21 protein-coding genes and 1 pseudogene are annotated in these 21,642 nt (G+C 72.8%); 11 read left to right on the top strand and 11 right to left on the bottom strand.

Annotation, left to right across the window (positions count from 1 at the left end):
- Positions 1–2 precede the first annotated feature (2 nt).
- From Sri02f_RS29100 to Sri02f_RS29085, 4 genes are all read left to right on the top strand, one after another.
- Positions 3–830 carry an alpha/beta fold hydrolase gene (locus Sri02f_RS29100; RefSeq protein WP_109004294.1) on the top strand — a complete coding sequence of 276 codons (828 nt, stop codon included), beginning with the start codon at positions 3–5 and terminating at the stop codon, positions 828–830.
- A complete protein-coding gene (locus Sri02f_RS29095) occupies positions 827–1,993 on the top strand; it encodes a glycosyltransferase (protein WP_109004293.1) in 1,167 nt (388 codons plus the stop codon). The genes Sri02f_RS29100 and Sri02f_RS29095 overlap by 4 nt, the downstream gene beginning before the upstream one ends.
- Positions 1,990–3,057, top strand: coding sequence for a class I SAM-dependent methyltransferase (locus tag Sri02f_RS29090; RefSeq protein WP_174855721.1), 1,068 nt, complete (start codon positions 1,990–1,992; stop codon positions 3,055–3,057). The genes Sri02f_RS29095 and Sri02f_RS29090 overlap by 4 nt, the downstream gene beginning before the upstream one ends.
- Before the next feature lie 99 nt (positions 3,058–3,156).
- Complete coding sequence (locus Sri02f_RS29085) at positions 3,157–4,110, top strand: alpha/beta hydrolase fold domain-containing protein (RefSeq protein WP_109004292.1); 954 nt, start codon at positions 3,157–3,159, stop codon at positions 4,108–4,110.
- A 66-nt stretch (positions 4,111–4,176) separates the two neighbouring features.
- Here the strand turns inward: Sri02f_RS29085 and Sri02f_RS29080 are convergent, their stop codons facing one another.
- On the bottom strand, positions 4,177–4,965 hold the full coding sequence (locus Sri02f_RS29080) for an alpha/beta fold hydrolase (protein WP_109004291.1): 789 nt from the start codon (positions 4,963–4,965) through the stop codon (positions 4,177–4,179).
- 186 nt (positions 4,966–5,151) lie between these two features.
- Between Sri02f_RS29080 and Sri02f_RS29075 the strand changes: the two genes are divergently transcribed.
- Complete coding sequence (locus Sri02f_RS29075) at positions 5,152–5,496, top strand: cupin domain-containing protein (protein WP_109004290.1); 345 nt, start codon at positions 5,152–5,154, stop codon at positions 5,494–5,496.
- On the opposite strand, the gene Sri02f_RS29070 is transcribed toward Sri02f_RS29075, so the two are convergent.
- On the bottom strand, positions 5,486–6,532 hold the full coding sequence (locus Sri02f_RS29070) for a LacI family DNA-binding transcriptional regulator (RefSeq protein ID WP_109004289.1): 1,047 nt from the start codon (positions 6,530–6,532) through the stop codon (positions 5,486–5,488). The two genes, Sri02f_RS29075 and Sri02f_RS29070, sit on opposite strands and share 11 nt — an antisense overlap.
- Before the next feature lie 139 nt (positions 6,533–6,671).
- Here Sri02f_RS29070 and Sri02f_RS29065 point away from each other — a divergent pair, with 139 nt between their 5' ends.
- Positions 6,672–7,832, top strand: coding sequence for a Gfo/Idh/MocA family protein (locus Sri02f_RS29065; protein ID WP_109004288.1), 1,161 nt, complete (start codon positions 6,672–6,674; stop codon positions 7,830–7,832).
- Between the two features lie 137 nt (positions 7,833–7,969).
- On the top strand, positions 7,970–8,638 hold the full coding sequence (locus Sri02f_RS29060; RefSeq protein ID WP_109004287.1) for a hypothetical protein: 669 nt from the start codon (positions 7,970–7,972) through the stop codon (positions 8,636–8,638).
- Positions 8,639–8,894: 256 nt separating this feature from the next.
- Here the strand turns inward: Sri02f_RS29060 and Sri02f_RS29055 are convergent, their stop codons facing one another.
- On the bottom strand, positions 8,895–9,929 hold the full coding sequence (locus tag Sri02f_RS29055) for a LacI family DNA-binding transcriptional regulator (protein ID WP_109004286.1): 1,035 nt from the start codon (positions 9,927–9,929) through the stop codon (positions 8,895–8,897).
- A gap of 117 nt (positions 9,930–10,046) precedes the next feature.
- On the opposite strand from Sri02f_RS29055, the gene Sri02f_RS29050 reads away from it, so the two are divergent.
- Both Sri02f_RS29050 and Sri02f_RS29045 read left to right on the top strand, forming a co-directional pair.
- Positions 10,047–11,219, top strand: coding sequence for a phytanoyl-CoA dioxygenase family protein (locus Sri02f_RS29050; protein WP_109004285.1), 1,173 nt, complete (start codon positions 10,047–10,049; stop codon positions 11,217–11,219).
- 450 nt (positions 11,220–11,669) lie between these two features.
- Positions 11,670–12,674, top strand: a complete 1,005-nt coding sequence (locus Sri02f_RS29045) for a Gfo/Idh/MocA family protein (protein ID WP_109004284.1) — start codon at positions 11,670–11,672, stop codon at positions 12,672–12,674.
- 59 nt (positions 12,675–12,733) lie between these two features.
- Here the strand turns inward: Sri02f_RS29045 and Sri02f_RS29040 are convergent, their stop codons facing one another.
- From Sri02f_RS29040 to Sri02f_RS29015, 6 genes and pseudogenes are all read right to left on the bottom strand, one after another.
- Positions 12,734–12,907 (bottom strand): hypothetical protein, encoded by a 174-nt coding sequence (locus Sri02f_RS29040; RefSeq protein ID WP_245970848.1) that lies wholly within the window; start codon positions 12,905–12,907, stop codon positions 12,734–12,736.
- Between the two features lie 51 nt (positions 12,908–12,958).
- A complete protein-coding gene (locus Sri02f_RS29035; RefSeq protein WP_109004282.1) occupies positions 12,959–14,209 on the bottom strand; it encodes a serine hydrolase domain-containing protein in 1,251 nt (416 codons plus the stop codon).
- Between the two features lie 152 nt (positions 14,210–14,361).
- Positions 14,362–15,302 (bottom strand): annotated as a pseudogene (locus tag Sri02f_RS29030) (sugar phosphate isomerase/epimerase family protein).
- A gap of 1 nt (position 15,303) precedes the next feature.
- Positions 15,304–16,224, bottom strand: coding sequence for an ATP-binding cassette domain-containing protein (locus tag Sri02f_RS29025; protein WP_109004372.1), 921 nt, complete (start codon positions 16,222–16,224; stop codon positions 15,304–15,306).
- A gap of 5 nt (positions 16,225–16,229) precedes the next feature.
- Complete coding sequence (locus Sri02f_RS29020; RefSeq protein WP_109004281.1) at positions 16,230–17,306, bottom strand: ABC transporter permease; 1,077 nt, start codon at positions 17,304–17,306, stop codon at positions 16,230–16,232.
- Entirely contained in the window at positions 17,306–18,325 is a 1,020-nt protein-coding gene (locus Sri02f_RS29015; RefSeq protein WP_109004280.1) for a substrate-binding domain-containing protein, read from the bottom strand. Before Sri02f_RS29015 ends, Sri02f_RS29020 begins: the two co-directional genes overlap by 1 nt.
- 311 nt (positions 18,326–18,636) lie before the next feature.
- Here Sri02f_RS29015 and Sri02f_RS41380 point away from each other — a divergent pair, with 311 nt between their 5' ends.
- Both Sri02f_RS41380 and Sri02f_RS29010 read left to right on the top strand, forming a co-directional pair.
- Positions 18,637–18,792 (top strand): hypothetical protein, encoded by a 156-nt coding sequence (locus Sri02f_RS41380; protein ID WP_159106794.1) that lies wholly within the window; start codon positions 18,637–18,639, stop codon positions 18,790–18,792.
- A gap of 44 nt (positions 18,793–18,836) precedes the next feature.
- On the top strand, positions 18,837–19,622 hold the full coding sequence (locus Sri02f_RS29010; RefSeq protein ID WP_109004279.1) for a GntR family transcriptional regulator: 786 nt from the start codon (positions 18,837–18,839) through the stop codon (positions 19,620–19,622).
- Positions 19,623–19,670: 48 nt separating this feature from the next.
- Here the strand turns inward: Sri02f_RS29010 and Sri02f_RS29005 are convergent, their stop codons facing one another.
- Together Sri02f_RS29005 and Sri02f_RS29000 are read right to left on the bottom strand one after the other, a co-directional pair.
- Positions 19,671–20,429 carry an SDR family NAD(P)-dependent oxidoreductase gene (locus tag Sri02f_RS29005; RefSeq protein ID WP_109004278.1) on the bottom strand — a complete coding sequence of 253 codons (759 nt, stop codon included), beginning with the start codon at positions 20,427–20,429 and terminating at the stop codon, positions 19,671–19,673.
- A gap of 2 nt (positions 20,430–20,431) precedes the next feature.
- A complete protein-coding gene (locus Sri02f_RS29000) occupies positions 20,432–21,610 on the bottom strand; it encodes an acyl-CoA dehydrogenase family protein (RefSeq protein ID WP_109004277.1) in 1,179 nt (392 codons plus the stop codon).
- Between the last annotated feature and the right edge of the window lie 32 nt (positions 21,611–21,642).

The following is a 21,642-nucleotide window of genomic DNA, read 5'->3' as shown; positions in this document are numbered from 1 at the left end:
TCATGGCGATGGTCGACACCGGCGCCGTCCGGTTGCACGTCCAGCGGATCGGCCCCCGGGCGGGCCGTCCGGCGACCGCCACCGTGGTGCTGGTGCACGGTCTGCTCACCGACAGCCTGGCGAGCTACTACTTCACCGTCGCGCCCGCGTTCGCGGCCGCCGGGCTCGACGTGGTCATGTACGACCTGCGCGGGCACGGCCGCAGCGAACGCCCCGCGCAGGGGTACACGCTCGACCACAACATCGACGACCTGGAGGCGCTGCTCGACCGGCTCGCGGTGACCGGTCCCGTGCATCTGGTCGGCAACTCCTACGGCGGCACGATCGCGTTCGGTTTCGCGGCCCGGCACCCCGAGCGGGCGGCGAGCGTCAGCCTCGTCGAGTCCGAACCGGCGACCGCGGCCTGGGCGGTGAAGCTCGGCGGGATCCTCGACCGCGTCGTCACCGAGCTCGCCCACAACGAGCCCGACGCGATCCGCTGGATCTCGGCCCATCGCGGGCACAACACCGCGCGCCTGGCCAAGGGCGCGGCCCGGCTGGCCCGTGACACCACCCTCGGCCGGGACATCCCCGCCAGCCGTGTGCTGACGGACGCCGAGATCGCGGCGGTGCGCTGTCCGGTGCTCGCCCTGTACGGAGGCGACTCCGACCTCGCCGAGCTCGCGCCCCGGCTGGAGTCGGCGCTGCCGGACTGCCGGACCGTAGTGGTCCCGGGCCATGAGCACTCGGTCCTGGTGGAGGCGTCCGCAACGGTCGGCGGGCATGTTCTCGGGCTCGTCGAAGAGGTCGAGCGCACGGCCGGACGGGTGGCGGCGGAGGCGGCCGGGTGAGCCGGTTCCTGTTCGTGGTACCGCCGTTGACGGGGCACATCAACCCGGTCGTCGGCGTCGCCGCCGAACTCATCGCACGCGGCCACCGGGTGGCGTGGGCCTGTTCCGATCCGGCGCTGGTGGCCCGGCTGGCGGGCCCCGCGGCCGGACCGGTCCTGGCCTGCGCCGGGGCGCCGCAGGGCGAGCGGCCGGCCGAGCTGCGCGGTCCGGAGGCGCTGAAGTTCCTGTGGGAGTGGTACCTGCTGCCGCTGGCCGAGGCGATGGCCCCGGGCGTCCGGGCCGCGGTCGAGGCGTTCCGGCCGGACGTCGTCGTCGCCGACCAGCAGGCCTTCGCGGGCGCGCTGGTCGCGGAGCGGCTGGGCCTGCCGTGGGCGACCTCGGCGACCACGTCGGCGGAGTTCACCGACCCGCTCGCCGGGCTGCCCAAGGTCGCCGAGTGGCTGCGGCGGCGGCTGGCCGCACTGCGCGAGGCCGTCGGGGACCCGACCGGAACCGCCGATCCCCGCTTCTCCCCGCATCTCGTCCTGGCCTTCAGCACACCGGAGTTGGCGGGCCCCGGGCACGACGGCGTCTGCTGGGTGGGGCCGTCGGTCACGTCCCGGCCGTCCGCGGCCGGCTTCCCCTGGGAGTGGCTCGACCCCGCCCGCGGCGCCGTCCTGGTCACTCTGGGCACCGCGAACGCCGACGTCGGCGGCCGGTTCCTCGACGTGTGCCGGAACGCGCTGCGGGAGCGGGCCGACCGGGTACAGGCGGTGATCGTCGACCCCGGCGGCACGCTGCCGGCGCACGGCGAGGACAAGGACGTGCTGATCGTGCCGTCCGTCCCCCAACTCGCCCTGCTGGAGAGGGGAGTCGACGCGGTGGTCTGCCACGCCGGGCACAACAGCGTGTGCGAGGCCCTGTGGCACGCGACGCCGCTGGTGGTGGCCCCCATCCGGGACGACCAGCCGGTCGTGGCCGGCCAGGTCGTGGCCGCGGGGGCCGGGGTGCGGGTGCGCTTCGGCCGGGTCACCGCCCGTCAGCTCGGCGAGGCGGTCGACTCCGTCCTCGACGACCCCGGACACCGCGCCGCGGCCGGCCGGATCGGCACGGCGTTCCGCGCCGCGGGCGGCGCCCCGGCCGCCGCGGCCCGACTCGACGAACTGGCCAGGGAGTCCCGATGAGCGACAAGACCGAGCCCGCCGAGCGGATCGCCGCGCTGCGACCCGTCTACCAGGCCGACATCGCCGCCGGCCTGGACCGCTTCTTCGAGCCTCGGCGGACCAGTTGCCCCTGGTGCGGCTCGCCGGAGCTGGCCACCCGGCTGCGCACCACCGACCTGCTCCAGCACAAGCCGGGCCGGTTCGTCCTCGACCGCTGCGAGGGCTGTGGACACACCTTCCAGAACCCGCGGCTGAGCGAGCAGGGCCTGGAGTTCTACTACCGGGACTTCTACGACGGGCTGGGCGAGAAGAAGCTCGGCGAGACCTTCGGGAGCCGGACGAAGATGTACCGGGGGCGGGCGGAGTCGATGCTCCCGCACGACCCCGCGCCGAAGACCTGGCTGGACGTCGGCACCGGACACGGCCACTTCTGCGCGGCCGCGCGCGAGGTGCTGCCCCACACCGCGTTCGACGGGCTCGACTTCACCGACGGCGTCGAACTCGCCGAGCGCGAGGGCCGGGTGGAGCGCGGCTACCGGGGCGACTTCCCCGGGCTCGCGCCCGAACTGGCCGGCCGCTACGACGTGGTGAGCATGTTCCACTACCTGGAGCACAGCACCGATCCCGACCGCGAACTGCGGGCCGCGCGCGAGACGGTACGACCCGGCGGGCATCTCCTCATCGAGGTGCCGGACCCCGAGAGCCGTTACGCAAGGCTGCTGGGCCGCTGGTGGCTGCCGTGGCTGCAGCCGCAGCATCTGCACTTCGTGCCGGTGGCCAACCTGCGCGCACGGCTGCGGGACCTGGGCTTCACCGTGGTGGCCGAGCAGCACGCCGAGCCGCACGACCCGGTGGACCTGCTGGCCGCCGTCTGGCTGGCGCTGGACCACGCCGCCCCGCGCGACGACGCGCCCTGGCTGCCCGGGCCGCCGAGCCGGCCGCGTCGCGCGCTGCGCGCGGCGCTGCTGGTCGCCGGGATCCCGGCGCTGGTGGCGGGCACCCTGCTCGACCGGTTCGCGGTGCGGCCGCTGTCCCGGCGGCTGGGAGTGTCGAACGCGTACCGGATCGTGGCCCGGCGCGGCTGACGGACAGGTGCGCACGCGGGTGTCGCCGTGCTAGCTTTCGCCCGTCCCATCGACAGGAATCCTGGCGATTGACGGTGCAGCCCGACGAACGGAACCCGCATGTCCATCCTGGCCAGACCGGCGGTGGCCACCCTCGCCGCCAAGACGATGCAGAGCGTCACCCGGCTGGCGAGCCGCCGCGCGGCCGGCCCCGGCTCGACCGCTGCCTGGCAGGCCAGGTTCCCCGAATACCCGCACGCCGTCACGGAGGCGACCGTCCCCACGTCCGTCGCCCCCGCCCCGGTCACGGTGTACGCGCCGCCCACCGGGACGGCGACCCGGCCCCCCGTGCACGTCAACTTCCACGGCGGCGGCTATGTCATGTCGATGCCGGAGATCGACGACGCGCTCTGCCGGTTCCTCGCGGTCGAGGCGGGGGTGGTCGTCGTCAACGTCAGGTACGTCGTCGCGCCTCAGCACCCGTTCCCGGCCGCGCCCACCCAGGCGTACGACGTCGTGCGCTGGGTCGCCGGGCACGGCGCCGAGCACGGCTGGGACGGCGGGCGGCTCACGGTGGGCGGGCAGAGCGCGGGCGGCGGCCTCGCCGCGGCCGTGGCCCGCCAGGCCCATGAACAGTCCGGCCCGCCGATCGCGCTGCAGGTGCTGCACTATCCCCCGCTGGACCTCGCGACCCCCGGCAGGGACAAGCAGGCCGCCGTCGCCAAGCCCGTGCTGCGCCCCTGGATGGGCGAGATCTTCGACGCGTCCTATGTGCCGGACGTCCGCGAGCGCGCCCACCGCCTCGTCTCCCCCGCCGGCGCGGCGGACACCGCCGACCTGACGGGCATCGCCCCCGCGCTGGTGATCACGGCCGGGCACGACCTGCTCAGGAACGAGGCCATCCGCTACGCCGAACGGCTGGACGCGGCCGGGGCCCTCGTCGAGCACCATGACGTCGCCGGCGCCGACCACGGCTACGACGTCAAGGACGACGAGAAGGCACGCCTCGTCTACGCGCTGATCGCCCGGCACATCAGACGGGCCACCGGCGCGCAGCCGCCGGCCGCGTCCTGAACGGCACGACCCCCTCCGCGGAGGCGAGCCCGGCCGCCGCACACCGCCCGGCGGCGGACGCCGCGTTCAGCGCACCGCCGCAGCGGCCGCCTCCGCGACGATCCGGGCGACGGCGGCCGGCTGCTCGACCAGGAGGAGGTGGCCCGCGTCGGGCACGGTGACCGTGCGCACGTGCGGGCAGGCCTCCAGACCGCGCCGCTCGCCGTCCGTCAGGCCGATCTCGTCGCGGTCGCCGCGTACCGCCCACGCGGGGACGGTCGCCGCGCACAGCCTGGGGACCAGGGAGGGATACCGGTCCAGGTAGGCGTAGTAGGCGCGCACCACGCGACGGCAGGTCGCCGGGTCGTTGCCGCCCATGACCGCCGCCAGGGTCTCGGCGCGGTGCGGCGGCAGCTCGCGTCTCACCGCGCGCGGCACAAGCTTGATCATGGCCGCCCAGGCCGCGGCGCCGAGCACGGGCACCCGGCCGACGGCGTTCAGCACGGTCAGGAACCTCGCCTCGTCGCCCCGCGAGAACGTCGGCGACAGGAGCACGAGGGGTCCGGTGAACACGCCCAGCGCGGCCATCTCGAGCGCCACGTTCGCGCCCAGGCTGTGCCCGACGACGGTGTCGCAGCCGGCCTGTGCGGCGAAGTCCGCCATCAGCCGCGCGTAGTGCTCCATGGACACGTCCGCGGGCGCCTCGGTACGGCCGAACCCCGGCTGCGTGACCGCGACCATGCCGAGTCCGGCCACCGTGGGCTCGGCCATGACATCGGCGTAGAACTCCGTCGTGCACATCCCGCCCGGGATCATCAGCACCCGGTGCGGGGCGTCCGCCGCGCCCGCCCGGCGGACCTCCCAGCGTTCACCCATGCTTCGAGCGTGCCGCGGTACCCGCCCGGCCGCACCCGGAGCGGACCGGGCCGCCCATTTGCCCCTATGCCCCTCCGCCCCTATGCCCCTCCGCCCCTCCGCCGCGACGAACTGCCGCCCCTCCCCCGCCCGCGGCACACACCCTGTCCACACCGCACGGCGGGACCGCGCCGCTAGGGTCGCCGCATGACTCACAGCTTCGCTCTGCACGTCCCCGAGGTCGACCTCGAACCCGACCCGCTGGATCCGGCCCAGATCGTCTCCGGCGCTCCCGAGGCCGCCGGCAAGGTGGTCTGGGAGTCCGCCGACGGCCGCCAGGTCCGGGGGATCTGGCAGATCACGCCGGGCGTGGTCACCGACACCGAGGCGGACGAGCTGTTCGTGGTGATCAGCGGTTCGGCGACGATCGAGGTCGAGGGCGGCCCCGTCCTGACCGTGGGACCCGGCGACATGGCCGTGCTGCACGAGGGCGACCGCACGACGTGGACGGTCCACGAGACGCTGCGGAAGGCCTACGCGATCAACCGGTGAGCGGGGCGGCCGCCGGAGCCGTCGTCCCCCGGATCTCCAGCAGCGGCGGGGCCAGCTGCACCCGCCCCGCTCCCCCGCGCCCCTCGATCCGGTCGAGGAGGCAGCGGGCCGCCCGGCGGCCGACCTCGTGGCCGGCGTTGTCCACGGTGGTCAGCCACAGGTGGCGCAGCCGCGACGTGCTGGTGTTGTCGTAGCCCACCACGGAGAGGTCGCCGGGCACGCGCAGGCCCAGCTCCTCCGCCGCCGACAGCGCGCCCACACAGGCCATGTCGTTCACGGCGAACACGGCGGTGGGCCGGTCCCGGCGGGCCAGCAGCCGTACGGCGGCGCGGTGTCCGCCCTCCTCGGTCATGTCGCAGGGCTCGACCACGGCCCCCTGCGCCCCGTGCGCCCGCATCACCGCCTCGAAGCTGCGCCGGCGCAGCTCGCCGACCGCGCCGTAGCCCGCGATGTGCGCGACGCGCCGGTGGCCGAGCGCGAGAAGGTGCTCGGTGGCCAGGCGCGCGCCCTGTTCGTCGTCGCCCGCGACCACGTCGACGCCCGGCGGGACGGGTTCGCGGGCGCCCGCGACGACGACCGGGATCCGCTCGGCGACCGCGTCCAGCGCCGCCGGGTCGGGCAGGGTGCCGACGACCACCAGTCCGTCCGCCCCCAGGTCCAGGAAGGAGTCGGCCGGGTCCTGGCCGACACGGCGGTTCAGCCGGGCGTCGGCGAGCAGCATGTGCATGCCGCTCGCGTGCAGCAGGGAGTTGAGGCCGTCCACGAGGTCGACGTACCAGGGGTTGCGCAGGTCGTGCAGCAGGACGCCGACCAGGGGCGTCCCCCCGCCGGAGCGCGGCCGGGCGGAGGGCAGCGCGCGTGCCTCGCTGAGGCTGCGCGCCGCCGCGTTGGGCCGGTAGCCGAGTTCGCGCACGGCGCGCAGCACGGCGTCCCGCTTCTCCGCGCGCACCTGCCCGGAGCCCCGCAGCACGAGGGAGACCAGCGATTTGGACACGCCCGCGCGGTCGGCGACGTCGCGGATGGTCGGTGGTCTCATGACTTGGACCGTTCCATGTGGCCGACCGGTTGTCAAACGGGCGTACGGGCCTTGACACCCTGTTCGGAGCGCCCTCAGGGTGGCCTGGACAGGACATGGACCGGTCTAAAGAGGCCGCGCAGGGCTGAGAGGAGCCGTCATGGTGGACGCGCTCGGAGTCGCCGTCGTCGGGTTCGGCTGGATGGGCAGGGTGCACACCCAGGCCTACGCCCGGGTCCGGCACCACTACCCGGAGCTCGCCCTGCGTCCGGAGCTGGTCGTCGTCGCCGAGGAGGTCCCCGGCCGCGCCGAGGAGGCCGCCGAGCGGTTCGGCTTCACCGCCACCACCCGCAACTGGCGGGAGGTGGCCGCCGACCCGCGCGTGGGAGCCGTCAGCATCACCGCGCCGAACTTCCTGCACCGCGAGATCGGCGTCGCGATGGCCGAGGCCGGCAAGCACATCTGGATCGAGAAGCCCGTGGGCCTCACGGTCGAGGACGCCCGCGCGGTGGCCGACGCGGTGGCCGCGGCGGGCGTGCAGGGCACGGTCGGCTTCAACTACCGCAACGCCCCGGCCGTCGAGGCGGCCCGCGACCTGATCGCGTCCGGCGAGCTGGGGGCGATCACCCATGTCCGCATCCGGCTCTTCAGCGACTACGCGGCCCACCCGGACGGCGCCCTGACCTGGCGGTACGAGCGGGAGCGCGGCGGCAGCGGCGTGCTGGGCGACCTGGCGTCGCACGGCGCCGACCTGGCCCGCTTCCTGCTCGGCGAGATCACCGCGCTGACGGCCGACACGGCGGTGTTCGTGCCCGAGCGGGCCCGGCCCACGGGCGCGACGGCGGGCCACGCCCGCGCCGCCGGCGGCGCGCTCGGCCCGGTCGAGAACGAGGACTACGTCAGCTGTCTGCTGCGCTTCGCGTCCGGCGCCCGCGGGGTGCTGGAGGCGTGCCGGGTCTCGGTCGGCGAGCAGAACAACTACGGCTTCGAGGTGCACGGCGCGAAGGGCGCGGTGTTCTGGGACTTCAGGCGCATGAACGAGTTGGGCGTCAGCCGTGGCACGGCCTACCAGGACCAGCCCGTGAGCACGGTGTACGTCGGCCCGGGCGACGGCGAGTTCGGGGCCTTCCAGCCGGGCGCCGCGAACGCCATGGGCTACGACGACCTCAAGGTCGTCGAGGCGTACCGCTTCCTGCGCTCGGTCGCCGAGGGCGTCCCGCACGGGGCCACGCTCGCCGACGCGGTGCACAGCGCGAGCGTGCTGGACGCGATGACGCGGTCCGCGCGCGGCGGCGTCTGGGCGGATGTGCACCCCTACTAGGGGTGGCGGTGGCAACACCGCGGGTCCGGTACCCAGGCCCAGCGACGGCGGGCCCTGTGGGGCGGCACGCTTCAGGGGTCGGCGAACGCAAGGACGCCGGCGCCCGGACCACCACACCGAGAACTCGGGGGAACCCCATGTCCGAAGCCGTCGCCCGCCGCACGACCGGCCTCGCGGCCCTCGTCGCCGCGATCGCCCTCATCGTCGAGGTGCCGCTGTACTTCGTCTACTCAGGCCCGCCGCCGGACGCGAACGTCCTGTCCCGGCTGCTGCTCGGGATCGTCGCCCTGGCCTGTCTGGTCGTGTTCTTCACGGCCTTCCGCGAACTCGTCGCCCGGGTCGCCCCCGAACACGGGTGGCTCGGCTCGATCGCCTTCTCCACCGGGCTCGTCTACGCCACCGTCACCCTGGTCTCGATGGGCCTGGAGGCCGGCGCGGTCATCGCCGTGGACCACCCGATCGACCCGACGATCGACGTCAGCGGCACCTACATCCTGTACGGGTCGATCTCGCGGCTCATGCTGGGGCTGTCCCTGGCGGCGTTCGGCCACGCGGTCACGCGCAGCGGCGTGCTGCCCCGCTGGACCGGCCGTTCCGCGTACGTCCTGGCCGGCGTCGGCCTCCTGTTCGTGCCGTCGCTCTTCTTCGGCAACGACCCCGCGTTCTTCTACGCGGCGAACGGCTGGGGCACGACGGCGTTGATGGGGGCCGTCCTCAGCTACTGGCTGCTGGCCCTGGGCATCACCCTGTACCGCAGCGCGGCCCGGGTCGCCCCGGCGGACGCGTCACCCGCGCTGCACCGCTGAGGCGGCCGGCGCGGCGCCGCTGAGGCGGGCCGGCGCTGCACCGCTGAGGCGGCCGGCGCTGCACCGCTGAGGCGGCCGGCGCTGCACCGCTGAGGCGGCCGGCGCTGCACCGCTGAGGCGGCCGGCGCTGCACCGCTGAGGCGGCCAGCGCTGCACCGCTGAGGCGGCCGGCGCTGCACCGCTGAGGCGGTCGGGCGGGCACGCGGCAACGGGACGGGACGCCGCACCGAGAGCACATGCCCCAGGGGCGGCCGCGTCAGCCGGCCGCCCCCTGGGGCGGCATGTTGTACGGGGTGACCACCTGGATCGCCGACGGCGGCCGGGGCCCGGCCGGGGGCAGCGCGCCGTGCGCCCGCATCACCGTGTGGCAGGCCTCGCGCACGTCGTGCCGCAGGTCGTGATGCAGGACGGCGGACAGTCGGTGCTCGCGCAGCAGCCCGGTGTTGTCGTGGTCGAGGTCGTGCGCCACGAACACGTCGCAGTCGCGGCCGAGGTCGGCGAAGGCGCGCAGGGTGGCGATGTTGCCGCCGCCGATGGAGTACACGGCGCGGATCGCCGGGTCGCGTTCCAGCGCGGCCCGGACGAGGTCGTACTGCGTGGCGTCCAGCCCCTGCCCCTCGGCGATCTCGACGAGCGCGCGCTCCGGATGGCGGGCGCGCATCAGGCTGCGGAAGCCCATCTCGCGCTCCTCCTCGTTGCGGAAGAAGCCGCTGCTCAGGCTGGTGAGCACGTTCCCGGGGCGATCGCCGAGCCACTGGCCCATCAGATAGGCGGCGGTGGCCCCGGCGGCCCGGTCGTCGATGCCGACGTAGGCGAGGCGGGCGCTCGCGGGCAGGTCCGTGACCAGGGTGACGACCGGGATGCCGGCGGCCACCAGGCGGCCCACGGCCGCGGTGACCTCGGGGACGTCCGGCGCCTTGAGGATCACGCCCTGCGAGCCGCGCCGGACGGTCCGGTCCAGGGTCGCGACCAGTTCCCGCACCGGACCGGTCTCGCGGAAGTGGAAGCGGGAGCGCAGCACCGCCGGGTGCAGGGACGGCAGTTCCGCCTCCAGGGCGGACCGGACGGCCGTGGTGAACCGTTCCGGCGCCTGCATCACGATGTCGATCATGAAGGTACGGCCGACCAGCCTGACCTGGGTGCGCTGCCGGTCCAGATCGGCGATGGCCCGCCGCACCTCCTGCGCGGTGGAGTCCCGGACCCCGCCCCTGCCATTGAGCACCCGGTCCACGGTGGCCTCGCTCAGACCGGCCTGACGTGCGATCTCACGCAGCGGGAAGGGGTGGCCCACGGAGGCTCCTGAGAGGTCGGCTTGAGGGGTTTTTGACGGCCGCCTGCTGGTTGTTCGACGGGTTTGTACTGACAAGAATGACAGCACCGAGCCGCTGCTGTCACCGAAGGGACGACGATGTCCTTCACCTCCACCCGAGACCGTGCCTGGCCGACCGAGCAGCTCTGCGACATCGACGAGCTGCGCGCCCTCGTCGAGCGCGGCACCGACCTCGCCGGCTATCCGCACGCCGCGGCCGTCGAGGGCGCCGTCCTCGTCTACGACAGCGAGCGGCTGCGGGCGACGGGCGCGCTGGCGGACCGGGCGCTGCGGACCGAGCTGGTGCGGGCCTTCGCCGACGGCCCCGGCGTCGTGGTCTTCCGGGGCGCCTTCCCCGACCCGGCGGTCGTCGACCGCGCCACCGCCGTCTTCGAGTCGCTGATCGCCGAGCAGCGCGCCTCGGGCGCCGCCGCCGGCGACCACTTCGCCGCCCCCGGCGCCAACGACCGCGTCTGGAACGCCCTGGAGAAGACCGCCCTGTACGACCCGGAGACGTTCGCGGACTACTACGCCAACGACGTCCTCGCCCTCGCCTCGCGGGCCTGGCTGGGCCCCGGCTACCAGGTGACCGCCCAGGTCAACGTGGTCAACCCGGGCGGAGCCGCCCAACGCCCGCACCGCGACTACCACCTCGGGTTCCTCTCCGCGCAGACCGCCGCCGGGTACCCGGCGCACGTCCACCGGCTCTCCCCCGTGCTCACCTTGCAGGGCGCGGTCGCGCACTGCGACATGCCGGTGGAGACCGGCCCCACGCTGTACCTGCCGTACTCGCAGACGTACGAGCCCGGCTATCTGGCCTGGCGGCTGCCGGAGTTCCAGGCGTACTTCGGCGCGCACCACGTGCAGCTCCCGCTGGCCAAGGGCGACGCGGTCTTCTTCAATCCGGCCGTGCTGCACGCGGCGGGCCACAACCGCACCGCCGACGTGCGCCGCACGGCCAACCTGCTCCAGGTGTCCTCGGCCTTCGGACGGGCGATGGAGACGGTGGACCGGGAGGCGGTGGCGGGCGCGGTCTTCCCCGTCCTGCGGCGACGCCGGGCGCAGGGTGCGGACGAGGACTGGCTGGAGCGGGTGATCGCCGCGAGCGCCGAGGGCTACCCCTTTCCCACCAACCTCGACGCCGACCCGCCGGTCGACGGTCTCGCACCGCCCTCGCAGGCCGACCTCGTACGCCGGGCGCTGCACGAGGAGTGGACCCCACGGACGCTGCGGGACGCGCTGCGGGCGGCCGCCCAGCGCCGCACCAGCTGACGGGGCCGCGCGCACATGCGACTTCACGACGGCGAGGCCGTCCGTGCCGGCCGCGGCAGCCAGGGCGTCGGCGCGGCCGTCGCCGCCGGACGGCGGCCGGAGCCGGACGAGGCCCCGGTGACCGGGCGGGCCGTCACGGGCGGCGAGGCGACGGACGTGCGGCCCGGCCCGGGGGAACCCGGGCAGGTCCCGCAGAAAGGCGTCCTGGGTCCTGGGGGCGCGGCTCTCCCGCCTGCGGACGCCGTTGTGCGTGCCGCGGGCGGCGGTCGCCGACATGCCGGGAGGCGAGGAGCCCGGCAGGATCGTCGATGCCGTCGCACTCCCCGCGCCCGCCGAGCCCACCGGCCCCACCGTCACCCTTCCCCTTCCCCTCGTCCTCTTCCCCCGCCCGTCCGTGTTCCCGTCCCCCCCGTCCCCGTCCCGTAAAACCCTCAAGGAGCTGCACGTCCCATGCGCATCGGAATCCTCGGCCTCGGCCGCATCGGCGCTTTCCACGCCGAGACCCTCTTCGGACTCGACGCCGTCGAGTCGCTCGTCGTGGCCGACCCGTTCGCGGAGGCCGCCAAGACCGCCGCCGAGCGGTTCGGCGCGGACGTCGCGGACTCCCCCGAGGCCGTGCTGGCCGCCGGGGTGGACGGTGTCGTGATCGCGGCGGCCACCGATGCCCACCCGGGTCTGATCCTCGCCGCCGTCGAGGCGGGCGTCCCCGTGTTCTGCGAGAAGCCCGTCGCCAGGACGATGACCGAGGGCGTCGCGGTGCTGAAGGCCGTCCAGGGCAGCAGCGTGCCCATCCAGATCGGCTACAACCGCCGCTTCGACGCGGGTTTCGTCGCCGCGCGGGCGGCCGTGCGGGCGGGCGAGCTGGGCAAGCTGCACACCGTCCGCTCCACCACGCTGGACCCGGCCCCGCCGCCGGCGGCGTACGTCGCCGCGTCCGGCGGCATCTTCCGGGACTGTTCGGTGCACGACTTCGACATCATCCGCTGGGTGACGGGCCGCGAGGTGACCGAGGTGTACGCGGTCGGCGGCAACCGGGGCGCCGACTACATCAGGGAGGCGGGCGACGCCGACACCACGGGGGCGGTGCTCACCCTCGACGACGGCACGATCGCGGTGGTCTCCAACTCCCGTCACAACGCCCGGGGTTACGACGTCCGCATGGAGCTGCACGGCTTCACGGACTCGATCGCCGTGGGCCTGGAGGACAAGCTGCCGCTGCGCTCGGTGGAGCCCGGCGTCACCTTCCCGGCCGGCGTCCCGCACGACTTCTTCATGGACCGCTTCACCGCCGCCTACCGCGCCGAACTCACCGCGTTCACCGAGGTCGTGGCGGGCTCCCGCCCCTCGCCCTGCACGATCGAGGACGCTCTGGAGGCGGGCTGGATCGCGGAGGCGTGCACGCTGTCCCTGCACGAGCACCGGCCGGTGACGATCGCCGAGGTGCGGGGCGCCTGAGCCGGCGGACCCGCCACGACCGCGGCCGGGGAACGTGCTCCCCGGCCGCGCTCATCGGCTCAGAGGCCGTAGCGCACCGCGAACTCGTCCGGGTCGTAGGCGTCCCGCGCCGGGTCTCTCGGCGTGGCCGGCCGCTCCTCCACCATGTCCTGCGGGCGCACCCGCTCGGGCAACGCGCCGAACCGGGCCCGGCGCCGCTCCTGCGCGACGCCGGCCTGCTCCGTCTCCTGCATCTCACCCTCCCCGTGCATGACTTCACTCGCCCTGTGTCTTGTCGAACGTCCTCACCGCGCCGCGGGTTCCGCCGGCAGGTTGAAGATGTGGTCCGGGGAGATGATCGACGTGATCGCGTCGCCGAACAGGGTGCTGGGCTCCTGGTTCTTGTAGTTGATGTCGGTGTTCAGCACGACGACGAGGGTGGCCTGCGCGGACGGCAGATAGATGGTCAGCGACTCGTAACCGGGCAGCGAGCCGTTGTGACCGATCCAGCCCTGCACGTTGAAGATGCCGAGGCCGTACCCAGCGCCCGGGATGGGCGTGGCCGGTGTGATCAGCCGCTGTCTCTGGGTGGCGGGGCTGATCATCCGGTCGCCGTCGGGCAGCACGCCCGTGGCCACGGTGCGTGCCCAGATCCGCAGGTCGTCCAGAGTGGAGATCATCGCGCCGGCGGCCCAGCCCCAGGAGGGGTCCCAGTCGGCCGAGTCCTCGACCTTCCCGGTCGCGGTCTGGTTCGTGTAGCCCTGGGAGTGCGGCGTGGGGAACTCGTTGCCGGTCGGGAACAGGGTGTCGGCGAGTCCGGCGGGGTTCAGGATGTGGTCGTGGATGTACTCGTTGAGATGCTGACCGCTCATCTTCTCGACGACCAGACCGAGCAGGATCAGGTTGGTGTTGCAGTAGTAGAACTCCTTGCCCGGCGGGAAGAGCACCGGGTGCTTGAAGGAGTAGTCGAGCAGTTCCTGCGGGGTGAAGGGCCGGTTCGGGTCGGAGGTCAGCGCCTTGAAGAAGTCCTCGTCGGCGGAGTAGTTGAACAGTCCGCTGCGCATGTCGGCCAGCTGGCGCAGGGTGATGCGGTCACCGTTCGGCACGCCGTCGATGTATCTGCCGATGGTGTCGTTCAGGCCGACCTTGCCCTGGTCGACGAGTTGCAGGAGCGCGGTGACGGTGAACGTCTTGGTCTCGCTGCCGATCCGCATGAACAGGTCGGGGGCCATGGCCTGACCGGTGCTCTTGTCGCGGACGCCGAAGGACTTCACGTACTGGCCGTTGCCGGGCGTCCAGATGCCGACGCTCACGCCGGGCACGTTCGCCTGCTTCATGACCCGCTGGACGGCGTCGTCGACCTGTTGCCGCACGGCGGGGGTGAGGGCGACGACGCCGTCACCTGACGGGGTGGGCGAGGGGGGCTCGGCGGCGGCCGCGACGGTGGCGACCGAGGAGGGCAGCGGCGTCGCGCCGGCCGCGGTCGGCACCACCAGTGCGCCCACCGCGGCGGCGACGAGGACGCCGCTGCGCAGTCGCGTGTACGGGTGTGTCATGGGCTTACTCCCGCGTGAGGAGGTTCTCGCGCCGCAGGCCACAGCCGCACCAGGGGGCACGGGCCGCATGCGGCCCATCACCCCCACCATACGAGCGGGAACGCGCCGCCGCCTGTCGGCGACGGCGCGCCGCGCCTTCGGGCAGCGGCCGCTCATGCCCCGCAGGAACGCAGGAACTTGCGGGTGCGCACCGCGATGGGCAGCGGCTCGTCCGGCTCGCACGGGTACATGTCCTGCTCGACGATCGCGAACAGCTCGACGCCGAGCCGCTGGGCGGCGACGAGGACCGGCTCCAGCTCCGGTGTCCCGGAGGGCGGTTCGCACATCACCCCGCGTCGCACGGCGGGGCCGAACGGCAGTTGGTCGCGCACCACCTCGGCGAGGATCTCCGGGTCGACCTGCTTGAGGTGCAGATAGCCGATGCGCTCGCCGTAGGTCTCGATCAACTCGACGCTGTCGCCGCCGCAGTAGGCGTAGTGACCGGTGTCGAGGCAGAGGTCGACCAGTTCGCCGTCGGTGGAGTCCAGGAACCGTTCGACGTGGTCCTCGGTGTCGAGATGGGTGTCGGCGTGCGGGTGGACGACCAGGTTTAGTCCGTAGGCCTCCTTCACCTCGTGTCCGAGTCTCCCCCAGCCCTCGGCTTCGCTCGAGCCGGGGGGACCCCCATCATGCCCTTGGTGAGGTGCGCCCACTGCTCGCCGGTCAGCTCCGGCGGCTCCAGGATCTCGGCCGTCTTGTCGTCGCGCCAGAAGGACGGGATGACGACGAGGTGCCCGGCGCCCATCGCCCGGGTGAGCGCGGCCACTTGACTCACATGCGCCCAGGTGGCCTCCCAGACGGAGGGCCCGCGGTGCAGCCCGGTGAAGACGGTGCCCGCCGAGACCTTCAGGTTCCGCCGGTCCACCTCGTCGGCGAGACGGGCCGGGTCGGTCGGCAGGTAGCCGTAGGGGCCGAGTTCGATCCAGGAGTAGCCGGCTTCGGCGACCTCGTCCAGGAAGCGTTCCCAGGGCACCTGCCGGGGGTCGTCGGGGAACCACACGCCCCAGGAGTCGGGGGCGGATCCCACCCGGATGCGTTCCAGCGCACCGGCCATCTCAGGACTTCCCCTCGCCCGGGGCGGCCACTGGAGCGGTGAGGTCCTTCTCCTCCGGCAGCAGATCCACGTCCACCCCGCGGACCTGGGACAACTCGTGCTTCAGAGCGGCGAGTTCGGCGCCGCCGGCCATGTGGTTGGTGAGTTCTTCCAGGCTGACGCGGTCGCGGGAGGCGGTGAGCTCCATCGTGCCGAGGCGCAGCACGCTGAAATGGTCGCCGACCATGTAGGCGTGGTGCGGGTTGTGGGTGATGAAGATGACGCCCAGGCCCCGGTCGCGGGCGGCGGCGATGTACTTCAGCACGACGCCCGACTGTTTGACGCCGAGGGCGGCGGTGGGCTCGTCGAGGATGAGGACGCGGGCGCCGAAGTAGACGGCGCGGGCGATCGCGACGCACTGGCGCTGGCCGCCGGAGAGGGTGCCGATGGGCTGTTCCAGGTCGTCGAGGACGATGCCCATGTTGCGCAGTTCCTCGTCGGCGGTCTTCTTCATCCTGCCGATGTCGAGGCGGCGCAGCGGCCCGGAGCCCTTGGTCATCTCCGAGCCGAGGAAGAAGTTCCGCCATACCGGCATCAGCGGGACGGTGGCCAGGTCCTGGTAGACCGTGGCGATCCCCTTGTCGAGGGCCTCGCGCGGGGTGGAGAAGCGCACCGGCAGGCCGTCGACGAGGAACTCTCCCTCGGTGTGCTGGTGCAGCCCGGAGACGATCTTGATGAGGGTGGACTTGCCGGCGCCGTTGTCGCCCAGGACGCAGGTCACCCGGCCCGGGCGGACGGTCAGGCTGACGCCGTGCAGGGCACGGATGTTGCCGTAGGACTTGCCCGCGCCTCGCAGTTCGACGATCGCCCCGTCGTCCGCGCCCTCGGCGACGGTGTCCGCGATGACGGCCCCGTGGGCGCCGCTGTGGTTGCTCGAAGTCATGGGGGTCACCTCCGGGTCGCCGTGCGGCTGACCCACAGATTGATCAGAACGGCGCCGAGGAGCATCACGCCGAGGAAGGCCTTGAACCAGTCGGGGTTCCAGCCCGCGTAGACGATGCCCTGCTGCACCATGCCGAACATGAACGCGCCGAAGACCGGGCCGATCGCCGAGCCGGCGCCGCCGGTCAGCAGACAGCCGCCGATCACGGCCGCGGAGATGTAGATCAGCTCCTGGCCGACGCCTTCGCCGGACTGCACGGTGTTGAAGGTGAACAGCTGGTGCATGCCGACGAACCAGGCGCCGAAGCCGACCAGCATGAACAGCGAGATCTTCGTGAAGGTCACCGGCACGCCGACCGCCCGCGCGGACTCCTTGTTGCCGCCGACCGCGAAGATCCAGTTGCCGTACCTGGTGCGCAGCAGCACCCAGGTGGCCAGGGCCGCGAACACCAGCCAGTACACGATCGTGATCTTCACCTGGACGCCGCCGACCTCGAAGGACGAGGCGAAGATCTTCTTCGCCTGGCCGAAGCCGTCCATGTTGCTGATGTCGTCGGTGGCCACGTTGGTGGTGACCAGCTTGGTGACCGCCAGGTTCACGCCCTGCAGGATCAGGAAGGTGCCCAGCGTGATCAGGAAGCTGGGGAGCCCGGTCCTGACCACCATCCACCCGTTGAAGAACCCGATCCCCAGGGAGACCAGGAGCGCCACGACCACGCCCACCCAGACGTTCATGGTGAGCTGGTAGCTGAGCATGCTCGCGGTGAGCGCCGAGGCGATCACCGCGACACCGGCGGACAGGTCGAACTCGCCGCCGATCATCAGCAGCGCGACGGGCAGCGCCATGATCCCGATGGTCGACGACTGGTAGAGGATGTTCGCCATCGCGCTGCCCTCGCGCACCGGCGGCGCAGAGATCAGGAAGAAGACGTACACCGCGACCGCACCGAGGAAGACGCCCACCTCGGGGCGGGCCAACAGGCGCAGGGCCAGGGGGCGTTGCGTGGTCCGGCCGTCACTCTCCTTGCGGCCGGGGGCCGGCGGTGTCCCCACCGCCGGCTCGGCGTGCCGAGTCATGCTCATCACCGGGTGCCCTTCGCGGCGTACGCGGCCACCGCGTCGACGTTGGACTTGTCCACGAAGGCGGGACCGGTCAGCACCGGCTGTTCCCCGCCGCCCATGTAGTTGCCGTTGTTCTTGTAGAGCCACAGCGAGTCGATCGCCAGGTAGCCCTGCAGGTAGGGCTGCTGGTCGACCGCCAGCTCGACGGTGCCCTTGCTGATGGCGCCGGTCAGGTCCTTGTTGAGGTCGAAGGTGGCGATCTTGGCCTTGCTGCCGGCGTCGGTGACCGACTGCGCGGCGGTCAGCGCGATGGGGGCGCCGAGCGTGACGACGTGGTCGATGGCCTTGTCCTGGCTGAGCTTGGCGGTGATCGTCGACTTCACGGACGGCATGTCGGTGCCGTTGACGTAGAGGTTCTCGACGGAGCCGGAGAACGTCTTCTTCACGCCGTCGCAGCGCTGGGTCAGGCCGATGTTGCCCTGCTCCTGGATGACGCAGACGACGTTCTTCGAGCCCAGCGAGTTCAGCTTGTTGCCGAGGGCCTCGCCGGCCACCGTCTCGTCCTGGCCGAAGAACTCCAGCAGGCCGAGCTTCTTCCACTCGCTCACACCGGAGTTGAGGCCCACCACGGGTATCTTCGCGGCCGTCGCCTTGGCGGTGACGGCCTTGAGGGCGTCGGGCTTGGCGAGGGTGACCGCGATGCCGTCGACCTTCTGGTCGATCGCGTTCTGGATCAGGTTGGCCTGGCCGCCCGCGCTCGGGTCGGCGGAGTACACCAGCTTGACGTTGTCCTTGTCCGCGGCGGCCTGGGCCCCCTTGCGGACGATGTCCCAGAAGGTGTCGCCGGGCGACTGATGGGTCACCAGGGCGACCGTCATCTGCGGGGTGCTCGCCTTGCCCGCGGAAGCGCCGTCCGCGCTCTCCTCGGACTTCTTTCCGCCGGAGCTGCTGGAGCAGCCTGCGAGGGTCAGGGCCACCGCCGCGGCCATGGCCACGACCGGGGCGATTCTGCGCGAGCGGGAGGGAGAAGAGCTGTCCATCTTTCCTGCACCTCACTGTGCTACCGGGAGAACGACGGGGGAAGGGAGAGGGCGATCGCGAGGATCCGGGGCCCCGTTCTCCTCAGATTGGGGCCACGGGGCCGGGTCCGCGACTGTTCAGATGTCCCGGACCCGGCTCGTGCGCTGCTGGGACGGGATCCAATCCCGTGCCGGGCCGCCTGTCAATACTTTGTTAAGACATCATTTCACGATCAGGTCCGAATGTTAGAACAAAGTATTGACACCGGAGGCTCCGCGGATCTACACCTGGGAGACGCCGGACCCCCCGACCACCGTGAGGAGCGTGGCGCATGGCCGAGCCGGTCCAGCCACGGCGTTCGATCACGAGGGGGCGCATCAAGATCGATCTCTACCCCCTGCGAGGGGACGTACCCCTCGCGCGAACGCGCACGCACGGACAGTTCCCCGGCCGGTCCGCCGCCGCCATCGGCGCCGCGCCCTCCTGACGCGACCACCGGCCCGCACCCCACCGAACCGAGGAGGCGCCCCGATGGCGAAGACCGGCGACCGCGCCCGTGCGACGCCCGGCTCGGCGCTCGACGCGCTGCACTTCGCGCTGGACCGCACCAGCCCGGTACCGCTCTACTACCAGCTCGCGCAGCAGCTGGAGGCGGCGATCGAGCACGGGGCCCTCACCCCCGGCAACCTGCTGGGCAACGAGATCGATCTGTCGACCCGCCTCGGCCTGTCCCGTCCGACCGTCCGCCAGGCGATCCAGTCGCTCGTCGACAAGGGCCTGCTGGTGCGCCGCCGCGGAGTGGGCACGCAGGTGGTGCACAGCCAGGTGAAGCGGCCGCTGGAGCTGAGCAGTCTCTACGACGATCTGGAGACGGCCGGGCAGGGGCCCACCACGGACGTCGTCCGCAACGAACGCGTGCCGGCGACCGCGGACGTCGCGGCCGCGCTGGGCATCCCGGAGGGCAGCGAGGTCACCCTGCTGGAGCGGCTGCGCGCCACGCACGGGCAGCCGGTGGCGTTCCTGTGCAACTACCTTCCCCCCGCCCTGCTGGACCTCGACACCGCACGCCTGGAGTCGACCGGCCTGTACCGGCTGCTGCGCTCGGCGGGCATCACCCTGCACAGCGCCCGCCAGACCGTGGGGGCCCGCTCGGCCACCGCCGGGGAGGCCGCCCTGCTCAGGGAGAAGGAGGGGGCGGCCCTGCTGACCATGCAGCGCACGGCGTACGACGACACCGGACGGCCGGTGGAGTACGGGACGCACATCTACCGCGCGTCCCGGTACGCCTTCGACTTCCAGCTGCTGGTCAGACCCTAGGCGGCCCGCCCGGGGCCCGAGGGGCCGGCACGGGCCGCCCCCGGGGAACTACCTGGGGGCCATCCGCAGCGCGCCGTCCATCCTGATGGTCTCGCCGTTGAGGTAGTCGTGGTCGACGATCGACAGCACGAGCTGCGCGTACTCCTCGGGGCGGGCCAGCCGGCGCGGGAAGGGCACGCCGGCCGCGAGCCCGGCCCGGAACTCCTCCGACACGGTGGCCAGCATCGGCGTCTCCACGATGCCCGGGGCGATGGTGCACACCCGGATGCCGTACTGCGCGAGGTCGCGCGCGGCGGGCAGCGTCAGCCCGACGACCCCGCCCTTGGAGGACGCGTAGGCCGCCTGGCCGATCTGACCGTCGTACGCGGCGATGGACGCGGTGTTGACGATGACGCCCCGCTGGCCGTCCGCGTCGGCCTCGGTCCCGGCGATGACCTCGGAGGCCAGGGCGAGCACGTTGAAGGTGCCGATCAGGTTGATCTGGATGACCTTGGCGTACAGGCCCAGGTCGTGGACGCCCTTCTTGCCGAGGATCCGCGCCGACGGGCCGATGCCCGCGCAGTTGACCACCGTCCGCAGCGGGACGCCGGAGCCGGCCGCCGTCGCGACGGCGGCGCGCACCTGCTCGGGGTCGGTGACGTCGGCGGGGACGTAGGTGACGCCGTCTACCTCGGGCGCCTTGTCGACGCCGTCCTTGAGGTCGAGGGCGAAGACCCGGGCGCCACGCCCGGCGAGGGCCTCGGCGGTGGCCGCGCCGAGGCCGGACGCACCGCCGGTGACGAGGGCGGCGGTGTTCTCGAGCTGCATCATCACTCCTTGCCGAGGACGGTGAGCACACCGCCCTCGTCGCGGTCCAGCGCACGGGAGATGATCATGCGCTGGATCTGGTTGGTTCCTTCGAAGATCTGCATGACCTTGGCCTCGCGCATGTAACGCTCCACCGGGAAGTCACGGGTGTACCCGTACCCCCCGAGGACCTGCACGGCGTCCGTGGTCACCTTCATGGCGTTGTCCGTGGCCACGAGTTTGGCGATGGACGCCTCCCGTGTGAAGGGCACGCCGATGTCCTTCAGGCGGGCGGCGGACAGCGCGGCGGCCCGCGCCGACTCGATCGCGGCGCTCATGTCGGCGAGCACGAACGCCAGGCCCTGGTGCTCGATGATCGGCTTGCCGAACGTCTCCCGCTCGCGGGCGTAGCGCACCGCGTGGTCCAGCGCGCCCTGGGCGAGCCCCGTGGCGACGGCCGAGATGCCGAGCCGGCCGCAGTCGAGGGAGGCGAGCGCGATCTTCAGGCCCTGCCCCTCCTCCCCGATCCGGCGCTCCACGGGCACCCGGACGTCGTCGAGGCGCATGGTCGCGGTCGCCGAGCCCGTCAGGCCCATCTTGCGCTCCGGCGGGTCGGCGCTCAGCCCGGGGGCGTCCGCCGGGATCAGGAAGCAGGAGATGCCGTGGGTGCGGTCGTCGGAGGTGCGGGCCATCACGGTGTAGAAGTCGGCGTAACCGCCGTGGGTCGTCCAGGCCTTGGAGCCGTTGAGGACGTAGGAGTCGCCGTCGCGGACCGCGCGGGTGAGCATGGCCGCCGGATCGGAGCCGGCGTGCGGCTCGGACAGACAGTACGCGCCGAGAAGTTCCCCGCCGAGCATGTCCGGCAGCCAGTTGCGCCGCTGCTCGTCGGTGCCGAAGCGGGCCAGCGGGAAGCAGGACAGGGCGTGCACGGAGATGCCCACGGCGACGCTCGACCAGACGGCGGCCACCTCCTCCAGCACCTGGAGGTAGACCTCGTAGGGCTGGTCCGCGCCGCCGAACTCCTCGGCGAAGGGCAGCCCGAGCAGGCCGCTGCGCCCGAGGGTGCGGAAGACGTCCCGGGGGAACGCCCCGTCCGCCTCCGCGTCGGCGACCCGGGGTGCGAGTTCCTTGGCGGCGAGGGTGCGCGTGAGCTGGATGAGCTCGACGGCTTCCTCGGTCGGCAGGGCGCGAGTGGCAGGCATGGTGACCTCCACGTAGAAGTGCTGACAGTACC

This window comes from Streptomyces rishiriensis, assembly GCF_003112535.1.
GTDB classification, from domain to species: domain Bacteria; phylum Actinomycetota; class Actinomycetes; order Streptomycetales; family Streptomycetaceae; genus Streptomyces; species Streptomyces rishiriensis.
Note: the sequence above shows the minus strand (reverse complement) of the source record. Positions and strands in the feature narration are given on the sequence as shown.